This window comes from Bacillus cereus group sp. BfR-BA-01360 (genome assembly GCF_022663595.1).
GTDB classification, from domain to species: domain Bacteria; phylum Bacillota; class Bacilli; order Bacillales; family Bacillaceae_G; genus Bacillus_A; species Bacillus_A cytotoxicus.
In genome coordinates this window covers 94,045-114,535 of record NZ_JAKUFV010000001.1, presented here as the reverse complement: position 1 = coordinate 114,535, position 20,491 = coordinate 94,045, and the positions used below count along the sequence as shown (strand labels likewise).

The following is a 20,491-nucleotide window of genomic DNA, read 5'->3' as shown; positions in this document are numbered from 1 at the left end:
ATTCATTAAAGTTTCACTTTATCATACAAATATAAACATGTGTACAATTGAAATTAGAATAGAGAAGCGGAGGAATTTGTAGTGCGAATATTAGTTAGTGGTGGTGGCACAGGTGGTCATATCTATCCAGCTCTTGCTTTAATTAGAGAAATAAAGAAGCTACATCCAGAAGCACGATTTTTATATATCGGTACAGAAAATGGACTGGAGAGTACCATCGTTCCAAAGGCAGGTATACCATTCCAATCCATTGTAATTAGTGGATTTAAACGTAAAATATCCTTTGATAATGTGAAAACTGTTATGCGTTTTGTGAAAGGTGTACAAGATAGTAAAAGATATATTCGTCGTTTTAATCCTGATGTCGTAATCGGAACGGGTGGATATGTATGTGGTCCTGTTGTATATGCAGCAGCAAAATTAGGAATTCCAACGATTGTGCACGAACAAAATAGTGTACCAGGTGTAACAAATAAGTTTTTAAGTCGCTATGTGGATAAAGTTGCGGTTTGTTTTGAAGCAGCGGCGGAACATTTCCCACAATCTAAAGTCGTAATGACGGGAAATCCACGTGCGTCGGAAGTAATGAATCAAAATGGAATGAAAGGAAAGCGTTCTGTTGGATTATCACTTTCTAAAAAATCGGTTCTTATTTTTGGCGGAAGCCGTGGCGCAAGACCGATTAATGATGCTTTTGTAGAAGCGATTGAACAATTTGGTAACAAAAACTATGAAGTATTGTATATTACTGGTGAAGTACATTATGATAAAGTTATGGAAATTGTGAGAGAAAAAGGAAATCCAGATAACGTTATGATTAAGCCGTTTATTCATAATATGCCAGAGGTACTTACTGGCGTGGATCTCGTTGTTTCACGAGCTGGTGCAACGACATTGGCAGAATTGACTGCGTTAGGAAAGCCGAGTATTCTTATTCCGAGTCCTTATGTAACAAATAATCATCAAGAGAAAAATGCGAAATCCATTGTTGATAAAGGAGCAGCTAAAATGCTTCTTGAAAAAGATTTAACAGCTGAAACACTTCTTCATAATATTGATGAAATTTTGTTAAACACTCAAACATTGCAAAATATGAAACTAGCTGCGAAACAGTTAGGGATTCCAGATGCGGCGAATAAGCTATTTGAAGTAATGAAACAACTTATGAAAAAATAACCTTAGGTGAATGTCCTGCATATTACTGTAATAAGGAGACTTAATATGGGGGAGATCATTATGAAACAATTAGCAAAGGAACTCATAGAAGCAAAAGTTGGGAAAGTGTTCCTAAATGAATCATTAGCTCGATATACAACTATGAAAATAGGTGGGCCAGCTGATATATTTGTTATTCCGACAAGCATTTCTAGTATTGAAAAGATTTTAGCTTTAGTGAAGAAATATAAAGTGAACTGGACGGCAATTGGACGTGGTTCCAACCTTCTTGTTTCTGATAAAGGTATAGAGGGTGTTGTGATTCGCTTAGGAGAAGGATTAGACCATCTTGAAGTCGAAGAAGCTACTGTAAGAGTTGGTGGAGGATACCCCCTTATTAAGTTGTCAACATTACTTAGCCGCCAAGGATTAGCAGGATTGGAATTTGCAAGTGGAATTCCAGGAAGTGTTGGCGGTGCAGTATATATGAATGCTGGAGCTCATAAGTCCGATATTTCGAAAATTTTAACGAGAGCTTGCGTTATGTTGGAAGATGGAACAGTTGCCTGGTTGTCAAAAGAAGAAATGGAATTTTCTTACCGTACTTCGGTTTTACAAACAAAGCTTCCGGGCATTGTATTAGGAGCTGAATTTCAACTCGAACGAGGAAATCGAGAAGAAATTGTTCGCATTATGCAAAAGAATAAAGAGTATCGCCGTGACACACAGCCGTGGAGCCACCCTTGCGCAGGAAGTATATTTAGAAATCCGCTGCCCCATTTTGCTGGAGATTTAATCGAAAGGGCTGGACTTCGTGGATACCAAATTGGTGGTGCGAAAGTGTCTGAAGTGCATGGGAATTTTATTGTCAATACAGGAACAGCATCAGCTCAAGATGTTTTAGACTTAATTGGCTTTGTTAAAAGAAACATTAAAGAAAAATTTGATATAGATATGCATACAGAAGTAGAAATCATTGGAAGATAACTGTTATCTGTTCCGCTCGATATCATTTATGGTATAATAAGAAGATAGAACGGCATGACAAACATGCCGTTCTTTATGTTACATAGGGGGATCGTACATGAAAAATAGTAAAGTTATCAAGCTACAAGATCGTGTACCAAAATTAAAAAATCAAAAGAAGAGGAATAAACCGCCTGTCAATCACCGATTAATTTTATACATATCAATTTTATTTTTATTAGTGCTTTTTTTAATTTATTTTCGGTCTCCGCTAAGTAATATAAAAAAGATTAGTGTTTTTGGTAATCATTATATGACAGATGAGCAGGTTATGGAGAAGTCTGGGATAACGTATAAAACAAGTTATTTCCGAGTAACAGCGCGTCAAGCAGAAGAAAATTTAAAGAAGCAAATAGAAATTAAATCGGTGGATGTTAAGAAACGTTTTCCAAATAAAATTGACATACACATCGAAGAATACGTAACGATAGGTTATATTAATAAGAATGGGAAGTTACAACCGCTTTTAGAAAATGGGAAAACATTAGATATACTACCGAGCGGAAAGTTGCCTGTCGCAGCTCCAATTTTTGAACCGTTTAAAGAGGAAAAAATGAAAGAATTAATTTCAGAATTAGAAAAATTAACTCCAACTATTCTAAGATCCATTTCTGAGATTCGTTATACTCCAACGACCTCAAATGAAAGTCATCTTACCTTATATATGAATGAAGGTTATGAAGTTAGTACAACCATTCAAGATTTTGCAAAGCGGATGGAAGCTTATCCATTAATTTTGAAACAAATTGAGCCGGGTAGAAAGGCTTTAATTGATTTGGAGGTTGCCACATACTTTAAATATTTAGATGATGAAAAGAAGAAATAGTAGAATAGTAGTTTTGTTTCTTTTTAATAGCATATAAGCACGTATGTTCTTTTGATTAGATTTTATTTAGCGATAAGGAACGATTTGTTAAAAAATAGTTAGATTTTCTTTGATTCGCCTAGGATTGATACAAGTTTCACTTTTCTATAAGAACATCTTAGTGTAGACTTATATTTGGCGGTAGTCTTTACACTTGAAATAGAATTATTTCAAGATAAAGCATTCATTTGTGGGTTACAGCCTATTTTAAAATGAATATGAAATAAAAATAAGAAAAATATAGGGTTAAAAAAGGGAAACGCATAAAGACGTTGAATATTTTTCTTATAAATAGTAAAGCTGCGATTGTTGTTCCATATATGGAGTTGTATGGTATAAATAAAGAAGGAGGTGCCAAAGAATGAACAGCAATGAAATATATGTTAGTCTTGACATCGGTACATCCAATGTTAAAGTCATCATTGGCGAAATGGTCAATGATACTTTAAACATTATTGGTGTTGGAAATGTAAAATCAAATGGGTTAAAAAAAGGCTCAATAGTTGACATAGACGAGACTGTTCAATCGATAAAAAAAGCAATTGAACAAGCTGAGCGTATGGTAGGGATCCATATTGAACAGGTTGTTGTAGGTGTCAATGCAAACCAAGTGCAGTTACTCCCTTGTCATGGAGTAGTAGCTGTTTCAAATGAAGATCGTGAAATCGGAAATGAAGATGTTTTACGAGTTCTAGATGCAGCACAAGTTGTGTCGATTGCTCCTGAACGTGAATTTATTGATGTGGTACCTCGACAGTTTATTGTAGACGGCCTTGACGAGATTAACGATCCACGCGGGATGATTGGTGTAAGATTAGAGATGGAAGGTACATTAATTACAGGCTCAAGAACTTTACTACATAACCTACTTCGTTGTGTAGAGAAGGCGGGTCTTGAAATTGTTGATATTTGTTTACAGCCTTTAGCGGCTGCCACAGTTGCTTTATCATCAGATGAAAAAAATAGAGGAGTAGCCCTTGTTGATATTGGCGGAGGTTCTACCACTTTAGCTATTTTTAGAGATGGAGAGTTACAAGCAACAAGTGTATTGCCAATTGGTGGAGATCACATAACGAAGGACATTGCAATTGGGCTAAAAACTTCAACAGAGAATGCGGAGCAAATTAAACTGAAATATGGACATGCCTTTTATGACACTGCTTCTGAAGAAGAGGTGTTCACAGTTCCTATTATGGGAAGTGACCAAACAGAACAATATTCTCAACTAGAGTTATCTGATATCATCGAAGCACGTGTAGAGGAAATTTTAATGCTTGTTCAAGAAGAAGTGCGTAAATTGGGAGTGAAGCAGGTAGCTTCTGGTTATGTGCTCACAGGCGGTATTGCTTCTATGCCAGGTGTTCTTGATCTTGCGTATGATATTTTACATGAAAATGTTCGTATTACAACGCCAGATTATATCGGTGTTCGTGAACCTCAATATACAATTGGGGTTGGATTAATCAAATACTCTTACCAAAAAGCAAAATTACGAGGAAAAAGTGTTCAAGAAACTGAGGAGCAGTTTGAACCGATGCCTGCGCCTATGCCGGTACAACAACAGCAACCAGCGAAACAAAAAACTCGTAATCAAAACAACAAAAAACAAAAAGATGAACGTATGATGTCAAAAGTAAAACGTGTATTCCAGTATTTATGGGATTAAATTTGGACACGAAAAATGAGGTTCTAGGGGGATTTCGACATGTTAGAGTTTGATACTACTCAAGATCAATTAGCGAATATTAAAGTTATCGGTGTCGGCGGTGGCGGAAATAATGCTGTAAACCGTATGATTGAACATGGCGTACAAGGTGTAGACTTTATCGCTGTGAATACTGATGCACAAGCATTAAATCTATCAAAAGCTGAAACCAAAATGCAAATTGGTGAAAAACTAACGCGTGGGCTTGGTGCTGGTGCGAATCCTGAAGTAGGAAAAAAAGCTGCTGAAGAGAGCAAAGAACAGATTCAAGAAGCACTTCGCGGCGCAGATATGGTCTTTGTAACGGCTGGTATGGGCGGTGGAACTGGAACTGGTGCAGCTCCAGTTGTTGCACAAGTTGCAAAGGAATTAGGCGCATTAACAGTAGGTGTCGTAACACGCCCGTTTACATTTGAAGGACGCAAACGTGCTACGCAAGCAGCATCTGGTATCGCTGCATTTAAAGAAAATGTAGATACATTGATTGTCATTCCAAATGATCGCTTATTAGAGATTGTAGACAAAAACACACCAATGTTAGAAGCTTTCCGTGAAGCGGATAACGTATTACGCCAAGGTGTTCAAGGTATTTCAGATTTAATTGCAACGCCTGGTTTAATCAACTTAGACTTTGCAGACGTGAAAACAATTATGTCTAATAGAGGTTCAGCATTAATGGGTATCGGTTCTGGTAATGGTGAAAACCGTGCTGCAGAGGCTGCGAAAAAGGCAATTTCTAGCCCATTGCTAGAAACATCTATTGATGGTGCGCAAGGTGTTATTATGAATATTACAGGTGGCGCAAACTTAAGTTTATATGAAGTACAAGAAGCAGCAGACATTGTAGCTTCAGCTTCAGATCCTGAAGTGAATATGATTTTTGGTTCTGTAATCAATGAAGGATTAAAAGATGATATTGTTGTAACTGTTATTGCAACTGGTTTCGATGATAGCATTGTAGCGCAACAACAAAAAACATTAGTACGTCCAAAAATAAATTCAAGTCATGTACAACAACAGGCTGCAGTTCAACCACCAAAACATCGTGAAGTCAAACGAGAAGTGAAGCGCGAAGAGCCTGTTATCCACGATCGTAATACAGACGCAGATGATATTGATATTCCAGCATTTTTACGCAACCGTCGTAGAAGATAAGGAAATAAAAAGGAGCATTATAAAGCTCCTTTTTATTTTGAAAACTATTACAATAAGCAAAAGGGATCTATATTTTTATAGGTCCCTTTTGCTTGTTTCCTATTCTCTGCGACAGATTCTGTCTAGAACCACCAAAATAACAAAAAAACCACTCCGCAAATTGACACACTTTCTCATTGGATATGCATTATACTAGTCTCAACTAAAAAAAAGAGGTGAATGGTTTGGTTGTTTACGCCGACATTGTTTGGTTGTTAAACGCCTGCATTGATTTTCTTTTGCTTTTATTAACAGCAACTGTGCTAAAAAAGAGGATCAAAAGATGGAGGCTAGTGCTGGGAGCGTTGATTGGTTCCACAATTGTTATTTTTGCCTTTACTCCTTTTTCTTCTATGATGACACATCCAATTATGAAACTACTATATTCGTTATGCATTGTGTATACAGCATTTGGCTTTTCGAATTTTAGAGATTATGCACAGACCGTTTTTACTTTTTATTTTGTTACATTCATGGTAGGAGGAGGTTTAATAGGAACTCATTTTTTTCTCCAAACAAATGAAATGGTAAATGGTTTGGTACAATCACAATCTATTTCTTATGGTGATCCAGTCAGTTGGATATTTGTCGTTGTTGGTTTTCCCATTATTTATTATTTTTCGAAGAAGCGCATTGAAAATGTAGAAGTAACGAAAATTCATTATGATCAAATTATTAAAGTGAATATTAAACTTGCAGAAAATGAAATTGTGTTAGATGGTTTAATTGATAGTGGAAATCAGCTTTATGATCCATTAACAAAAACACCAGTTATGGTTATTCATATTTCATGTTTAGAACATTGTTTGCCAGCATGGTTAACCGAACAAGTTTATACGAAAACGGAAGTTCCTCAAATACCGGAAGATGATTCGGGCTGGGCGACGCGATTGCGCTTAATTCCTTTTCGAGCAGTAGGAATTGATCATCAATTTTTATGGGCTATCAAGCCTGATGCTGTTCATATTCAACATGAAGGACGAAATATTATTGTAAATAAAGTGCTACTTGGCTTAAATGTACAACGGTTCTCTACTAATGGGGAGTATCAATGTATCGTTCATCCGAAGATGTTGATATCACAAAAAGTAACGATTGCTTAATAGGGAGAGGTGGGGAAACATGGTGAAGTTGAAGCTGTATTTCGTTTATCTTTGGTATAAAATATTGATGAAGTTGGGAATTAAGACCGATGAAATTTATTATATTGGTGGCAGTGAGGCATTACCACCGCCTTTAACAAAAGAGGAAGAAGAAGTTTTATTAAATAAATTACCAAAAGGGGATCAAGCGGCCAGGTCTTTATTAATTGAACGAAATTTACGGCTCGTCGTATATATAGCTCGTAAATTTGAAAATACAGGGATTAATATAGAGGACTTAATCAGTATTGGCACAATTGGCTTGATTAAAGCGGTAAATACCTTCAACCCTGAAAAGAAAATTAAATTAGCGACATACGCATCTCGGTGTATTGAAAATGAAATTCTTATGCATTTACGTAGAAATAATAAAAATCGTTCTGAAGTATCGTTTGATGAACCGTTAAATATTGATTGGGATGGGAATGAGTTGTTGCTCTCAGATGTGCTTGGTACGGATGACGACATTATTACAAAGGATTTGGAAGCCAATGTAGATCGATATCTTCTCATGAAAGCTTTACACCAATTAAATGATCGAGAGAAACAAATTATGGAGCTGCGTTTTGGGCTTGCAGGCGGTGAAGAGAAAACACAAAAAGATGTAGCCGATATGTTAGGGATTTCGCAGTCTTATATTTCCCGTTTGGAAAAAAGAATTATAAAAAGGTTGCGAAAAGAATTTAATAAGATGGTATAAAGGAAATATGAAAAAGAACGTCATATTATAGAGAATACGAAGACCAATCGGAAGCCCGGTTGGTTTTTGTTGTTTCTGCATAACAAAATCATGACATGCTTATGAGAAAGAGAAGAAAAACTGTATGCATAAAATTCCCTCCAAAGGAGATACTTTACACTGTACAGCAACTCCCGATAGGAGGGAACACTTTGACAAGAAATAAAGTAGAAATTTGCGGTGTTGATACAGCTAAACTTCCAGTACTCAAAAATGATGAGATGCGTAAATTATTTCGAGAAATGCAAAGTGGAGAGACAAGTGCAAGAGAGAAATTAGTGAATGGAAATTTACGACTTGTATTAAGTGTCATTCAACGATTTAACAATAGAGGAGAATTTGTGGATGATTTATTTCAAGTTGGCTGCATTGGACTCATGAAATCCATTGATAATTTTGATTTAAGTCAAAATGTTAAATTTTCAACATATGCTGTGCCGATGATTATTGGGGAAATACGAAGATATTTGCGCGATAATAATCCAATCCGCGTGTCTCGTTCATTACGGGATATTGCCTATAAAGCATTGCAAGTAAGAGAGAAATTAATTGCTGAAAACTCCAAAGAGCCAACAGCAATGGATATTGCGCAAGTTCTTGATGTTACGCATGAGGAAATTGTATTCGCGCTTGATGCAATTCAAGATCCAGTTTCATTATTTGAGCCAATTTATAACGATGGGGGAGACCCTATTTTTGTAATGGATCAGCTGAGCGATGAAAAACAAAAGGACGAGCAGTGGGTTGAAGAACTAGCACTAAAAGAAGGAATGAAACGACTCAATGATCGAGAAAAGATGATTATTCGAAAGCGTTTTTTTCAAGGAAAAACACAAATGGAAGTTGCAGAAGAAATTGGAATTTCCCAAGCACAAGTATCAAGGTTAGAGAAGTCAGCGATTAAACAAATGAATAAGACAATTCAAGGCTAAGGTTTCCCCGTTTATGGGGAGACCTTTTTTACATATAAATTTGTTTATCCGCTATTTTAAGGTAGTAAGAGTTGGAGAGAAACAAGAAAGATAGATGGGAATAGGCTTTTCGTTAGTAGCGGATGAAAGAATCCTTCACGGTTGAAAGTTTCGCTTTATATTCCGCTCATAGAGAGAATGTAGTGTTCATATAATGAGAATAAAATGGATTTTCTATCAGTGAAGGCTACTTCCTGTTCATGAGGGAAAAGGAGTGAATCATAATGATCAGAATTTCAGAATTTCAGATGAAAGATGTCGTAAATGTTTCGGATGGTAAAAAACTTGGAAATATTGGTGACATTGATATAGATATGCATACGGGGAAAATTCAAGCTGTTATTATTTCAAAGCAAGCACGTATGCTAGGGTTATTTGGTAGAGAAGAAGAGATTGTTATTAATTGGAATAAAATTGTGAAAATCGGTGAAGATGTCATACTTGTAAGAGCAGATCATGTCAATTCTGTAACAGAATCAATACAAACACCGACAATTTCTTAAAGAATATTACAAATTCCTCTTTTTTTTATATTGTCATTATGGAAAAATAAAAGTATGGTAAAATAGACAGGAAGTACCATGATTTTTAAGCTATTTTAATGAAGAAGGAGCCGCTTTATGAGAGAACCATTTAAATATGTGGACGGTATATTGTATTTACAAGCATGGGAAGATCTTGGGAACATTACTGCTGGCTTTACAACAAAAGATGGTGGAGTAAGTACAGGCTCCTTTCATGCGATGAATTTAGGATTACATGTGAATGATATCATTGAGAATGTTCATGAAAATAGACGTATTTTAGCAAATAAGTTACATCAGCCATTAGAAAATTGGATTTGTTCAGAACAGGTTCATAATCATCATGTAGAAAAAGTGGGACATGAAGAAAAAGGGCGCGGAGTTTATGTATATGAAGATGGAATTCCAAAGACGGATGGTATCTATACAGCTGATAAAGATGTATGTTTAATATCTTGTTATGCTGATTGTGTGCCTCTCTTTTTCTATGCACCTTCACATGGTTTAATAGGTCTTGCGCATGCCGGATGGAAAGGCACTGTGAAAGAAATTGCGAATGAAATGATTCAAAAGTGGAAAGCTGAGGGCGTTTCTACTACTGACATTCATGTTGCAATTGGACCTGCGATTGGAGCATGTTGCTATGTTGTAGACGATCGTGTTTTATCAGCAGCAAAACAAATTATAAATGGATCTGTTCCTTATAAAGTCATTTCAGCTGGACAATACGCGATTGATTTAAAAGAGATAAATCGTATAGTATGCTTACAAGCTGGCATAAAAGAAGAACATATTGTGATGTCATCTCTTTGTACAAGCTGTGAAGAGCAATTATTTTTCTCGCATCGCCGCGACCAAGGAAAGACAGGAAGAATGTTGAGTTTCATAGGTTTTAAGGAGGATTGAAAAACAGTGACAGTACAAGAGAATTTAGCAGTGATACAGGAAGAAATGAAACAAGCATGTGAGCGAGCTGGACGCTCCATCCATGATGTGAAACTTGTTGCAGTAACAAAAACGGTTGGAATTGAAAAAACGAATGAGGTAGTAGAGGCCGGAATTGCTGATTTAGGGGAGAATAGAAATGAAGGATTTTTACAAAAATATGAGCATTTTGGCTCACAAGTCAATTGGCATTTTATCGGTTCCTTACAAACGAGAAAAGTAAAAGAAATTATTAGTCATATTGACTATTTGCACTCGTTAGATCGTCTTTCTCTTGCAAGAGAGATTCAAAAGCGTGCTACAAAGCCTGTTAAATGTTTTATACAAGTGAAAACATCGCGTGAAGAATCAAAACAAGGGTTACAAGTTGAGGAACTTATTGAGTTTGTTCATGCTTTGAAGGAATTTGATAAAATTGAAGTTGTTGGTTTGATGACAATGGCACCATTTACGGAAGATGAAGCAGAAATACGCGGCTGCTTTAAAACGCTTCGCATGTTGCAACAGCAAGTACAGGAATTAAGACTTTCGTATGCTCCATGCAAAGAGCTATCAATGGGAATGTCGAATGATTATACAATTGCGATTGAAGAAGGTGCTACATATATTCGTTTGGGAACGATTTTAGTAGGAAAAGCATAAAAGGAAGGAGAATGTATTATGAGTTGGTCAAAAGTGAAGTATTTCTTTTTTGACACGCCAGAGGAAAAAGAAGCAGCTCAATATGCTTACGAAAAGGAGCAAATAGAAATGAAAAAACAGCAAGAACCTCCAGAACAACAAGACGTACCATTTACAAAAGTACAACCAAAACAAAATGTCGTAAGCATTGAAACAGCAAAGCAATCTTCTAAAGTTGTTTTGTTAGAACCGCGTACGTATTCAGAAGCACAAGGGATTGCAGACCATCTAAAAGGAAAACGTGCTGTAGTCATTAATTTGCAAAGAATGTCTACCGATCAAGCAGTACGCATCGTTGACTTTTTAAGTGGTACTGTATACGCTATAGGCGGGGATATTCAAAAGTTAGGACCAAAAACATTTATGTGTACACCTGAGAATGTGGATATTGTTGGAGCAATTTCCGAGTTATTCGGTGAAGAGGAAGAGACAAATATAAAGAGGTGGTAATACGCCATGTTTATAATTTTAAAAGCTTTGCTCTTAGTCATTCAAATTTACTCCTGGGCGCTTATTGTCTACATTCTTCTAACTTGGTTTCCAGGCGCTAGAGAATCAGCAGTCGGTGACTTTTTAGCACGCATTTGCGAACCGTATTTAGAGCCATTTCGGAGAGTGATTCCACCGCTTGGTGTAATTGATATTTCTCCGATCGTTGCAATTATTGCATTAAAGCTTGCTAGCAGCGGCTTAGTCACTTTATTTGGCTACTTTTTATAAGATAGGTTGCATGCATGAGCATTTACGAACATTTTAGGCCTGAAGAGGCCAGTTTTGTTGATAAAGTGTTGGAATGGAAACGAGCAGTAGAAGAGTACCATCAAGTAAAATTAACAGATTTCCTTGATCCGCGTCAGCAACAAATTGTAACTACAATAGTTGGACAGCAAGGAGATGTTTCTTTACAATTTAATGGTGCAGCGCCAAAAGCGGAGAGAAAAAGGGCACTTTTTTATCCAGATTATCTTGCTTTAAATGAAGAAGAATTTCAAGTAGAAGTATTAGAAATTGATTATCCTTCCAAATTTTATACGCTTGAACATAGACAAATACTAGGTGCACTTATGTCCCTTGGTTTAAAGAGAGAAAAGTACGGTGATATTTTTATTCAAGAAAATCGTGTCCAAATCGTAGTCGCAAAAGAAGTTGTTTCTTATATTGAAATGAACTTACAATCAATTGGAAAAACAAAGGTTTCTCTCTTCAGTGTATCAGCAGAGAATGTTTTGCAATTGCAGGATGAATGGAGAGAGCAATTTGGAACTGTTTCATCACTACGCTTAGACGTCGTGTTAGCTGAAATCTTGCATCTATCACGTCAAAAAGTACAACCCCTTATAAAGAATGGGCTTGTAAAAGTGAATTGGAAAGTTGTAGATCAAACTTCATATGAATGTCTTCCAGGAGATATTCTGTCGGTCAGAGGACATGGAAGAAGTAAATTGTTTTCGGTCGACGGAAGAACGAAAAAAGACAAATGGCGAGTTTTGTATGGTATACTAAAATGATTGATTTTTTAGAAGGAAAAAACTCTTATTTTGTCGAAGAAAAGATATAATTAAAAGAGGAAAATTTAGATAACTACTTGGAGGTGGCTTTTGTGCCGTTAACACCATTAGATATTCATAATAAAGAATTTAGTCGCGGATTTCGTGGCTATGATGAAGATCAAGTGAATGAATTTCTTGATCAAGTCATTAAAGATTATGAATTAGTCATTCGTGAAAAGAAAGCTTTAGAAGAGAAGGTTGCTCAATTAGAAGGAAAGCTAGATCATTTTTCTAATATTGAAGACACGCTAAATAAGTCTATTGTTGTAGCACAAGAAGCGGCGGAAGAAGTAAAACGCAATGCACAAAAAGAAGCAAAACTAATCGTTCGTGAAGCAGAAAAAAATGCGGATCGAATCATTAATGAAGCGTTAGTGAAATCAAGAAAAGTTGCTTTTGATATTGAAGAGCTAAAGAAACAAGCAAAAGTGTTTCGTACTCGTTTCCGCATGTTGCTAGAAACACAGCTTGAAATGTTAAACAACGACGATTGGGACAAGCTCATCGAATTAGAAGACGAAGTGGACGAACTGTTGAAAAAAGAAGAAACAGTGTAAACTTGACGTTTTTCTCATTATTACATATAATTTTAAACAACATATTGATTAAGAAAAACGAAGATAGGGATAAGTACCTTTTTCACCCCTTATAAAGCGAACTGAGGATGGTGTGAGCTCAGGATAAGGAGATAAATGGGAAATCACCCTGGAGTTCCGCGCTGAAAAAATGAGTAAGCGTAGGCGTATATTCGCGTTAAGGATATAAAGTGAATCATGTGCATACGTATATGATTTAATAGGGTGGTACCGCGGGAGACTTTCTCGTCCCTTTTGGGATGTGAAAGTCTCTTTTTTATTTCGTTTTTAAGTCTTTTTATGATACATGTAAGGAGGAATTGAGCATGGAGTACAAAAATACATTACTAATGCCAAAAACAGAGTTCCCAATGCGTGGGAATTTACCAAAACGTGAGCCTGCAATACAAGAAAAATGGGCTGAAATGAACATTTATGAAAAAGTACAAGAACGTACAAAAGGACGCCCTTTATTCGTATTACACGATGGTCCTCCATATGCAAATGGTGATATTCATATGGGACACGCACTAAATAAAGTATTAAAAGACTTTATTGTACGCTATAAATCAATGACTGGTTATTGTGCTCCTTATGTTCCAGGTTGGGATACGCATGGTTTACCAATTGAGCAGGCTTTAACGAATAAGGGAGTAAAGCGTAAAGAAATGCCGGTCGCAGAATTCCGTAAATTATGTGCGGAATATGCATACGAACAAGTAAATCGTCAGCGTGAACAATTTAAACGCCTTGGTGTACGTGCGGATTGGGATCATCCATATATTACTTTGGAACCAGCATATGAAGCACAACAAATTAAAGTATTTGGAGAAATGGCGAAAAAAGGCTATATCTATAAGGGACAAAAACCTGTTTACTGGTCTCCAACGAGTGAATCTGCTTTAGCTGAGGCTGAAATTGAGTACAAAGATAAAAAATCAGCATCTATTTACGTTGCATTTGAAGTGAAAGATGGAAAAGACGTATTAGAAGGTGACGAGAAATTTATTATTTGGACAACGACGCCTTGGACATTGCCAGCTAACTTAGGTATTTCTGTTCATCCAAAACTTGAATATAGCATCGTTAAAGTAAATGATGAAAAATATATCATTGCTTCTGACCTGTTTGATACAGTAGCAAAAACATTAGAATGGGAAAACCCTGAAGTTGTTAGAACAGTAAAAGGTAGTGAACTTGAATATACAGTTGCAAAACATCCATTCTATGACCGCGATTCTTTAGTTATGCTTGGTGAGCATGTAACAACAGATGCTGGTACAGGTTGTGTACATACAGCACCTGGACACGGGGAAGATGATTTCATTGTAGGGCAAAAGTATGGTCTAGAAGTTCTTTGTCCAGTTGATGATAAAGGCGTATTAACAAGTGAAGCACCTGGATTTGAAGGTTTATTCTATGATAAAGCAAACAAACCAATTACGGAAAAATTAGAAGAAGTTGGCGCGTTGCTGAAATTAACATTTATTACGCATTCATATCCACATGACTGGAGAACGAAAAAACCAATTATTTTCCGTGCAACAGCACAATGGTTTGCATCTATTGAGGCATTCCGTAGTGAATTATTACAAGCTGTGAAAGAAACAAAATGGGTACCAGCGTGGGGAGAAACTCGTCTTCATAATATGGTTCGTGACCGCGGTGACTGGTGTATTTCTCGTCAACGTGCATGGGGTGTACCAATTCCTGTGTTCTATGCAGAAAATAATGATCCAATTATTACAGATGAAACAATTAATCATGTAGCAAACTTATTCCGTGAACATGGTTCTAACGTATGGTTTGAACGCGAAGCGAAAGATTTACTACCAGAAGGATTCACACATCCATCTAGTCCAAATGGTGAATTCCGTAAAGAAACAGATATTATGGATGTATGGTTTGATTCTGGTTCTTCTCACCAAGCTGTATTAGAAGAACGTGACGACTTGCAACGTCCAGCTGATTTATATTTAGAAGGATCTGACCAATATCGTGGTTGGTTTAACTCTTCATTATCAACAGCTGTTGCTGTAACAGGTAAAGCACCATATAAAGGTGTGCTAAGCCATGGCTTCGTACTTGATGGTGAAGGTCGCAAAATGAGTAAATCAATCGGAAACATTGTTGTACCGAAGAAGATTATGGACCAACTAGGTGGAGATATTTTACGCCTTTGGGTATCTTCTGTTGATTATCAGTCTGATGTACGTATTTCAGATGATATTTTAAAACAAGTTGCAGAAGTATATCGCAAAATCCGTAACACATTCCGTTTCTTATTAGGAAACTTAGCTGACTTTAATCCAGCTCAAGATGCAGTAGCAAAAGCGGAACTTCGCGAAGTGGATCGCTATATGTTAGTGAAATTAAATGACTTAATTACGAAAGTGAAAGAAGCGTATGAAACTTATGACTTTGCGGCAGTATATCATGCAATTCATAACTTCTGTACAATCGATTTAAGTTCATTCTATTTAGATTTTGCAAAAGATATTTTATACATTGAAGCGGCAAATCATCATGATCGTCGTGCAATTCAAACGGTGTTATATGATGTTCTTGTTGCGTTAACGAAACTTGTAACACCGATTTTACCTCATACAGCTGATGAAGTGTGGCCATATATTCCAGGTGTTACAGAAGAGAGCGTACAATTGACAGATATGCCAGAAGCTATCGAATTACAAGATGGGGAAGCGTTAAAAACAAAATGGGATGCATTTATGACGCTTCGTAGTGACGTATTAAAAGCACTAGAAGTGGCGCGTAATGAGAAAGTGATTGGTAAATCATTGACGGCTAGCATTACATTATTCCCAACAGCAGAAATGAAAGAAATGTTAGAATCTATTCAAGAAGATTTAAAACAACTATTTATCGTTTCTGAATATAAACTTGGTGGAACGATAGAGGAAGCGCCAGCGGATGCACAAAAATATGAACATACGGCAGTTCTTGTTACACAAGCAAACGGTGAAACTTGTGAACGTTGCTGGGTTGTTTCGGAAACAGTTGGCAACGATAACGAGTATAAAACATTATGTGAGCGTTGCGCGACTGTTGTAAAAGAGAATTATGTAAAATAATAATACAAAAAACTGATCGCTTATATAGCGGTCAGTTTTTTTATATCGTTTATGTTATAACAAGTATAAGGTTACTTATGAAAAATGAATGAAACAGCATAGAAGAACTTCCTATGAAGGAAAAATGTGTGTGCGGTAAGTAAGTGGAATTCGGATACACTAACGGTACATTGCAGCTAGGAGGAATGTACACGTGAATGAAATCTATATGGATATAAAACGAGAATTACAAGTGATGAGAAAAGAATTACAGGAGCGATTGGCAAAGGAAGTAAGTCGCACATATGAGATGGAATTTGGACAAGAACTGGGATATGAAATACAACTGGATGCAAAGAAGAAATTGCTTTTACATGATATAAGAGAAGACTTAAAAGATGTTGAGCGAGCATTATTTAAAATGGAGATTGATATGTATGGCGTTTGTGAAGAAACAGGAGAAATGATTTCTTTAAAACGTATGAAGATGTTGCCAACAGCTCGTACCATTTATGAATTTTTATATAAAAAAGTAAATGTGTAATTCGCACAACAATATTATAGTACCTTTTTTCATTTTATTTTATTCTTCTATAAAGGTTCGTTGTGAAAAGATAGCAGCTATGCTAAAATTTTGAGGTACACTGTCTTTGTGGGGGAAATAAAATGATATATTATTTAATAGCGTTATTTGTTATTGCTATCGATCAACTATCGAAATGGTTCATTGTCAAGAACATGGAATTAGGTGCAAGTATCCCAATTATCGATAATGTATTATACATAACATCACATCGAAACAGAGGAGCTGCTTGGGGTATTTTAGAAAACAAAATGTGGTTCTTCTATATCATTACAGTTGTTTTTGTAGGATTTATTGTCTTTTATATGAAGAAGTATGCAAAAACAGATAAACTGTTAGGGATTTCTCTCGGTCTTATTTTAGGTGGAGCGATTGGTAATTTTATTGATCGTGTATTTAGACAAGAAGTAGTGGATTTTATTCACGTGTATATTTTTTCATACAATTATCCGGTATTTAATATAGCTGATTCGGCTTTATGTATTGGTGTTGTATTAATTATTATTCAAACATTATTAGAAGGAAAGAAAATGAAGGAGTAATTGAATGAGTGAAGTAGTACAAGTAACAGTTGTAGAAGAACGGAAAAACGAACGGATTGATAAATTTGTTGCAAGTGTAAATCATGAGTGGTCACGCACACAAGTGCAACAATGGATTAAAGACGGCGTCATAACAGTAAATGGAAAGACGGTTAAAGGAAATTATAAAGTAAAAGAAAATGATGAAATTACAGTAACAGTTCCAGAACCAGAAGAATTGGATATTCGTGCCGAAGATATGAATTTAGAGATTTATTACGAAGATGCGGATGTACTAGTTGTTAATAAACCACGCGGTATGGTTGTACATCCAGCACCGGGGCATACGAGTGGTACACTTGTTAATGGTTTAATGTATCATTGTACAGATTTATCAGGCATTAATGGCGTCATGCGTCCAGGTATTGTACACCGCATTGACAAAGACACATCAGGCTTATTAATGGTTGCGAAAAATGATATGGCGCATGAATCTTTAGTAAATCAGCTAGTAGAAAAAACAGTGACGAGACGCTATCAGGCAATTGTGCATGGTGTAATCCCGCACGATAAAGGAACAATTGATGCGCCAATTGCTCGAGATAAGAAAGATCGTCAAAGTATGGCTGTTGATGAAAATGGTAAGCATGCAGTTACGCATTTTCAAGTGTTAGAACGATTTAAGGACTTTACACTTGTCGAATGTCGTTTAGAAACGGGACGAACACATCAAATTCGTGTTCATATGAAATATATTGGATACCCTCTTGCTGGGGATCCGAAATATGGTCCGAAAAAGACATTAAATTTGAATGGACAAGCGCTTCATGCAGGAATTTTAGGATTTAATCATCCGCGTACAGGTGAATATTTACAATTTGAAGCACCTGCACCAGCTATATTCGAGGAAACATTAAATATTTTACGGAAATAGTATTGACAAAATGAATAAAAACTGCGATACTAACAACAGTTAAATAATGATCCTTTAACACAGCCCCGTGAGGTTGAGAAGGTAACGGTTTGAAATATTTAGGGTATACTTGTACCCTTTTTTCAAAAGTCCTCTCGCACACGCTGGGAGGACTTTTTTTATACGATTCCTCTCACGTGCAAAAAAAGCTTGGAGGTGTAAAGCATGAAAGAAAAGGCAGTTGTTTTAGATGATCAAATGATTCGTCGCGCTTTAACACGTATTAGTCACGAAATTGTAGAGCATAATAAAGGTGTCGACCAATGTGTTTTAGTCGGAATTAAAACACGTGGGATTTTTCTAGCAAAACGTTTAGCAGAAAAAATTGGTCAGATTGAAGGAAAAGAGATTGAAGTTGGAGAGTTAGACATTACGCTATATCGTGATGATTTAACGCTACAATCTAAAGATAAAGAACCGCTTGTAAAAGGCTCTGATATTCCTGTAGATATTACAAAGAAAAAAGTTATTCTTGTAGATGATGTATTATATACAGGGAGAACAGTTCGCGCTGCGATGGATGCACTAATGGACTTAGGAAGACCATCACAAATTCAGTTAGCTGTTCTTGTAGATAGAGGTCATCGTGAGTTGCCAATTCGCGCTGATTATGTAGGGAAAAATATTCCAACATCAAGTGAAGAACGTATTGAAGTTGATTTGCAAGAGACAGATCAAAAAGATCGAGTAAGCATATACGAAAAGTAAAGCCCTTTTAAATGTAGTCCTGTGAGGCTGCCAAAGGGTCTTGGCTTTCATATGTCAAATTTGCCATATGAAAGTATAGGACTCTTTGTGCACGGACACAAAGAGTTTTTTTATTGCAAAATTTTAAATTGAAGGAGGATATAACAATGGAGCAAAAGCCAGTGTTAGACATTCATGAAATACCGAAACCGGGAAGATGGTTATTTTTAAGCATACAGCATTTGTTTGCAATGTTCGGATCAACAGTGCTGGTTCCGTTTTTAACAGGATTAAATCCATCAGTAGCTTTAATTTCCAGTGGATTAGGAACATTAGCGTTTCTTCTTATAACAAAAGGGCAAGTACCTGCCTATTTAGGATCATCGTTCGCATTTATTGCTCCAATTATAACGGCAAAAACAGCGGGGGGGCCGGGAGCAGCAATGCTCGGTGGTATGCTAGCAGGACTTGTTTATCTCCTAGTTTCGCTAGGAATTAAAAAGTCAGGATCAGCTTGGATTATGAAGTTACTCCCTCCAATTGTAGTTGGTCCAGTTGTAATGGTTATTGGTTTAGCTTTAGCGCATACGGCTGTGAATATGGCAATGAATGATGTCGATGGAAAATATAGCTTTACACACTTTTCAGTAGCATTAGTCACATTAGTAATTACGATTATTTGCTCCATATTTGGAAGAGGATTCTTCAGTATTATACCGGTATTGCTTGGAATTATTGGCGGATATATTTTTGCATACTTTCAAGGGTTAGTCGATTTTAAGCCGGTAGCTGAGGCAAGCTGGTTCAATGTACCAGACTTTGTTGTACCGTTTGTAACATATACACCGGAATTTTCTTGGAAAATTATGCTTCTGATGGTTCCGGTAGCACTAGTAACGATTTCAGAACATATTGGGCACCAAATTGTACTTGGAAATGTTATTAATCGAGATTTAATTGCAAAACCAGGCTTACATCGTTCAATCTTTGGTGATGGTGTAGCGACATTAATAGCATCTGTAATTGGTGGGCCGCCGAATACAACATATGGTGAAAATATCGGGGTGCTAGCAATTACAAGAGCGTATAGTGTATATTTATTCGCTGGATCAGCAATCTTCGCAATCGTGTTTGGATTTATCGGTAAGATTTCAGCGCTGATTCATTCGATTCCAACACCAGTCATGGGCGGTGTCTCCATCCTGCTCTTTGGTGTCATCGCATCAAGTGGTTTACGTATGATGGTGGACGAAAAAACAGACTTAAGTGACAAACGTAACTTAATGATTGCATCTGTTATTCTTGTTATTGGTATAGGCGGTGCAGTGCTTCATATCGGAGAATCATTCCAAGTAGAAGGAATGGCGCTTGCAGCAATTGTAGGTGTATTGTTAAATTTACTACTACCAGAAATAAAAGAAAAACAACAATCTAAGCAGATTGCTTCATAAAAACGAACCTTTTAAATCAGTCCTGCGAGACAGAAAAGGGTGGCTTCTTTCTTGCACCCTAGTCTCGCATGACTAGGGTGTTTTTATGCGATTGTTAGTATATAAATGCAAAAGGTGTTATCATAAAAATCAG

21 protein-coding genes and 1 other annotated feature are annotated in these 20,491 nt (G+C 36.5%); all 21 genes read left to right on the top strand.

The features are described 5' to 3' along the window. Positions 1–81: 81 nt before the first annotated feature. On the top strand, positions 82–1,176 hold the full coding sequence (gene murG, locus MR056_RS00550) for an undecaprenyldiphospho-muramoylpentapeptide beta-N-acetylglucosaminyltransferase (RefSeq protein ID WP_012095001.1): 1,095 nt from the start codon (positions 82–84) through the stop codon (positions 1,174–1,176). Between the two features lie 60 nt (positions 1,177–1,236). Continuing rightward, on the top strand, positions 1,237–2,142 hold the full coding sequence (gene murB, locus MR056_RS00545; protein WP_041810494.1) for a UDP-N-acetylmuramate dehydrogenase: 906 nt from the start codon (positions 1,237–1,239) through the stop codon (positions 2,140–2,142). 97 nt (positions 2,143–2,239) lie between these two features. Beyond that, positions 2,240–3,007 carry a cell division protein DivIB gene (gene divIB / locus MR056_RS00540; protein ID WP_012094999.1) on the top strand — a complete coding sequence of 256 codons (768 nt, stop codon included), beginning with the start codon at positions 2,240–2,242 and terminating at the stop codon, positions 3,005–3,007. 400 nt (positions 3,008–3,407) lie between these two features. Continuing rightward, positions 3,408–4,712, top strand: a complete 1,305-nt coding sequence (gene ftsA / locus MR056_RS00535) for a cell division protein FtsA (protein ID WP_012094997.1) — start codon at positions 3,408–3,410, stop codon at positions 4,710–4,712. A 39-nt stretch (positions 4,713–4,751) separates the two neighbouring features. Continuing rightward, positions 4,752–5,906 carry a cell division protein FtsZ gene (gene ftsZ / locus MR056_RS00530; protein WP_012094996.1) on the top strand — a complete coding sequence of 385 codons (1,155 nt, stop codon included), beginning with the start codon at positions 4,752–4,754 and terminating at the stop codon, positions 5,904–5,906. Positions 5,907–6,130: 224 nt separating this feature from the next. Beyond that, positions 6,131–7,048, top strand: coding sequence for a sigma-E processing peptidase SpoIIGA (spoIIGA, locus tag MR056_RS00525; RefSeq protein ID WP_012094995.1), 918 nt, complete (start codon positions 6,131–6,133; stop codon positions 7,046–7,048). 19 nt (positions 7,049–7,067) lie between these two features. After that, complete coding sequence (gene sigE, locus MR056_RS00520) at positions 7,068–7,787, top strand: RNA polymerase sporulation sigma factor SigE (protein WP_012094994.1); 720 nt, start codon at positions 7,068–7,070, stop codon at positions 7,785–7,787. Positions 7,788–7,978: 191 nt separating this feature from the next. Further along, a complete protein-coding gene (gene sigG, locus MR056_RS00515; protein ID WP_012094993.1) occupies positions 7,979–8,758 on the top strand; it encodes an RNA polymerase sporulation sigma factor SigG in 780 nt (259 codons plus the stop codon). A 263-nt stretch (positions 8,759–9,021) separates the two neighbouring features. Beyond that, positions 9,022–9,300 (top strand): YlmC/YmxH family sporulation protein, encoded by a 279-nt coding sequence (locus tag MR056_RS00510; RefSeq protein ID WP_012094992.1) that lies wholly within the window; start codon positions 9,022–9,024, stop codon positions 9,298–9,300. A 117-nt stretch (positions 9,301–9,417) separates the two neighbouring features. Then, a complete protein-coding gene (gene pgeF / locus MR056_RS00505; RefSeq protein WP_048721938.1) occupies positions 9,418–10,227 on the top strand; it encodes a peptidoglycan editing factor PgeF in 810 nt (269 codons plus the stop codon). A 6-nt stretch (positions 10,228–10,233) separates the two neighbouring features. Then, a complete protein-coding gene (locus MR056_RS00500) occupies positions 10,234–10,908 on the top strand; it encodes a YggS family pyridoxal phosphate-dependent enzyme (protein ID WP_012094990.1) in 675 nt (224 codons plus the stop codon). Between the two features lie 18 nt (positions 10,909–10,926). Next, positions 10,927–11,397: a cell division protein SepF gene (locus tag MR056_RS00495; RefSeq protein ID WP_012094989.1), complete on the top strand. Its 471-nt coding sequence runs from the start codon at positions 10,927–10,929 to the stop codon at positions 11,395–11,397. 6 nt (positions 11,398–11,403) lie between these two features. Continuing rightward, positions 11,404–11,667, top strand: a complete 264-nt coding sequence (locus MR056_RS00490) for a YggT family protein (protein ID WP_012094988.1) — start codon at positions 11,404–11,406, stop codon at positions 11,665–11,667. A 14-nt stretch (positions 11,668–11,681) separates the two neighbouring features. Next, a complete protein-coding gene (locus MR056_RS00485; protein ID WP_048721941.1) occupies positions 11,682–12,455 on the top strand; it encodes a YlmH family RNA-binding protein in 774 nt (257 codons plus the stop codon). Between the two features lie 92 nt (positions 12,456–12,547). Beyond that, positions 12,548–13,054, top strand: coding sequence for a septum site-determining protein DivIVA (gene divIVA / locus MR056_RS00480; RefSeq protein WP_012094986.1), 507 nt, complete (start codon positions 12,548–12,550; stop codon positions 13,052–13,054). A 51-nt stretch (positions 13,055–13,105) separates the two neighbouring features. Continuing rightward, positions 13,106–13,329: a binding site (T-box leader), on the top strand. Positions 13,330–13,398: 69 nt separating this feature from the next. Next, complete coding sequence (gene ileS / locus MR056_RS00475) at positions 13,399–16,164, top strand: isoleucine--tRNA ligase (RefSeq protein ID WP_012094985.1); 2,766 nt, start codon at positions 13,399–13,401, stop codon at positions 16,162–16,164. Between the two features lie 193 nt (positions 16,165–16,357). Next, positions 16,358–16,687, top strand: coding sequence for a TraR/DksA C4-type zinc finger protein (locus tag MR056_RS00470; protein ID WP_012094984.1), 330 nt, complete (start codon positions 16,358–16,360; stop codon positions 16,685–16,687). 122 nt (positions 16,688–16,809) lie between these two features. Then, positions 16,810–17,268: a lipoprotein signal peptidase LspA gene (gene lspA, locus MR056_RS00465; protein WP_012094983.1), complete on the top strand. Its 459-nt coding sequence runs from the start codon at positions 16,810–16,812 to the stop codon at positions 17,266–17,268. A gap of 4 nt (positions 17,269–17,272) precedes the next feature. Continuing rightward, positions 17,273–18,181, top strand: coding sequence for an RluA family pseudouridine synthase (locus MR056_RS00460; protein WP_012094982.1), 909 nt, complete (start codon positions 17,273–17,275; stop codon positions 18,179–18,181). Between the two features lie 204 nt (positions 18,182–18,385). After that, positions 18,386–18,928 carry a bifunctional pyrimidine operon transcriptional regulator/uracil phosphoribosyltransferase gene (gene pyrR / locus MR056_RS00455; protein WP_012094981.1) on the top strand — a complete coding sequence of 181 codons (543 nt, stop codon included), beginning with the start codon at positions 18,386–18,388 and terminating at the stop codon, positions 18,926–18,928. Between the two features lie 146 nt (positions 18,929–19,074). Beyond that, a complete protein-coding gene (locus MR056_RS00450; RefSeq protein WP_012094980.1) occupies positions 19,075–20,358 on the top strand; it encodes a solute carrier family 23 protein in 1,284 nt (427 codons plus the stop codon). Positions 20,359–20,491 lie beyond the last annotated feature (133 nt).

Coding starts and splice junctions, on each gene's coding strand:
- lspA (WP_012094983.1), top strand. CDS start 16,810: ATGATATATTATTTAATAGCGTTATTTGTTATTGCTATCGATCAACTA.
- pyrR (WP_012094981.1), top strand. CDS start 18,386: ATGAAAGAAAAGGCAGTTGTTTTAGATGATCAAATGATTCGTCGCGCT.
- MR056_RS00460 (WP_012094982.1), top strand. CDS start 17,273: ATGAGTGAAGTAGTACAAGTAACAGTTGTAGAAGAACGGAAAAACGAA.
- ftsZ (WP_012094996.1), top strand. CDS start 4,752: ATGTTAGAGTTTGATACTACTCAAGATCAATTAGCGAATATTAAAGTT.
- murB (WP_041810494.1), top strand. CDS start 1,237: ATGAAACAATTAGCAAAGGAACTCATAGAAGCAAAAGTTGGGAAAGTG.
- MR056_RS00495 (WP_012094989.1), top strand. CDS start 10,927: ATGAGTTGGTCAAAAGTGAAGTATTTCTTTTTTGACACGCCAGAGGAA.
- ileS (WP_012094985.1), top strand. CDS start 13,399: ATGGAGTACAAAAATACATTACTAATGCCAAAAACAGAGTTCCCAATG.
- ftsA (WP_012094997.1), top strand. CDS start 3,408: ATGAACAGCAATGAAATATATGTTAGTCTTGACATCGGTACATCCAAT.
- MR056_RS00490 (WP_012094988.1), top strand. CDS start 11,404: ATGTTTATAATTTTAAAAGCTTTGCTCTTAGTCATTCAAATTTACTCC.
- sigE (WP_012094994.1), top strand. CDS start 7,068: ATGGTGAAGTTGAAGCTGTATTTCGTTTATCTTTGGTATAAAATATTG.
- MR056_RS00510 (WP_012094992.1), top strand. CDS start 9,022: ATGATCAGAATTTCAGAATTTCAGATGAAAGATGTCGTAAATGTTTCG.
- MR056_RS00485 (WP_048721941.1), top strand. CDS start 11,682: ATGAGCATTTACGAACATTTTAGGCCTGAAGAGGCCAGTTTTGTTGAT.
- MR056_RS00450 (WP_012094980.1), top strand. CDS start 19,075: ATGGAGCAAAAGCCAGTGTTAGACATTCATGAAATACCGAAACCGGGA.
- divIB (WP_012094999.1), top strand. CDS start 2,240: ATGAAAAATAGTAAAGTTATCAAGCTACAAGATCGTGTACCAAAATTA.
- pgeF (WP_048721938.1), top strand. CDS start 9,418: ATGAGAGAACCATTTAAATATGTGGACGGTATATTGTATTTACAAGCA.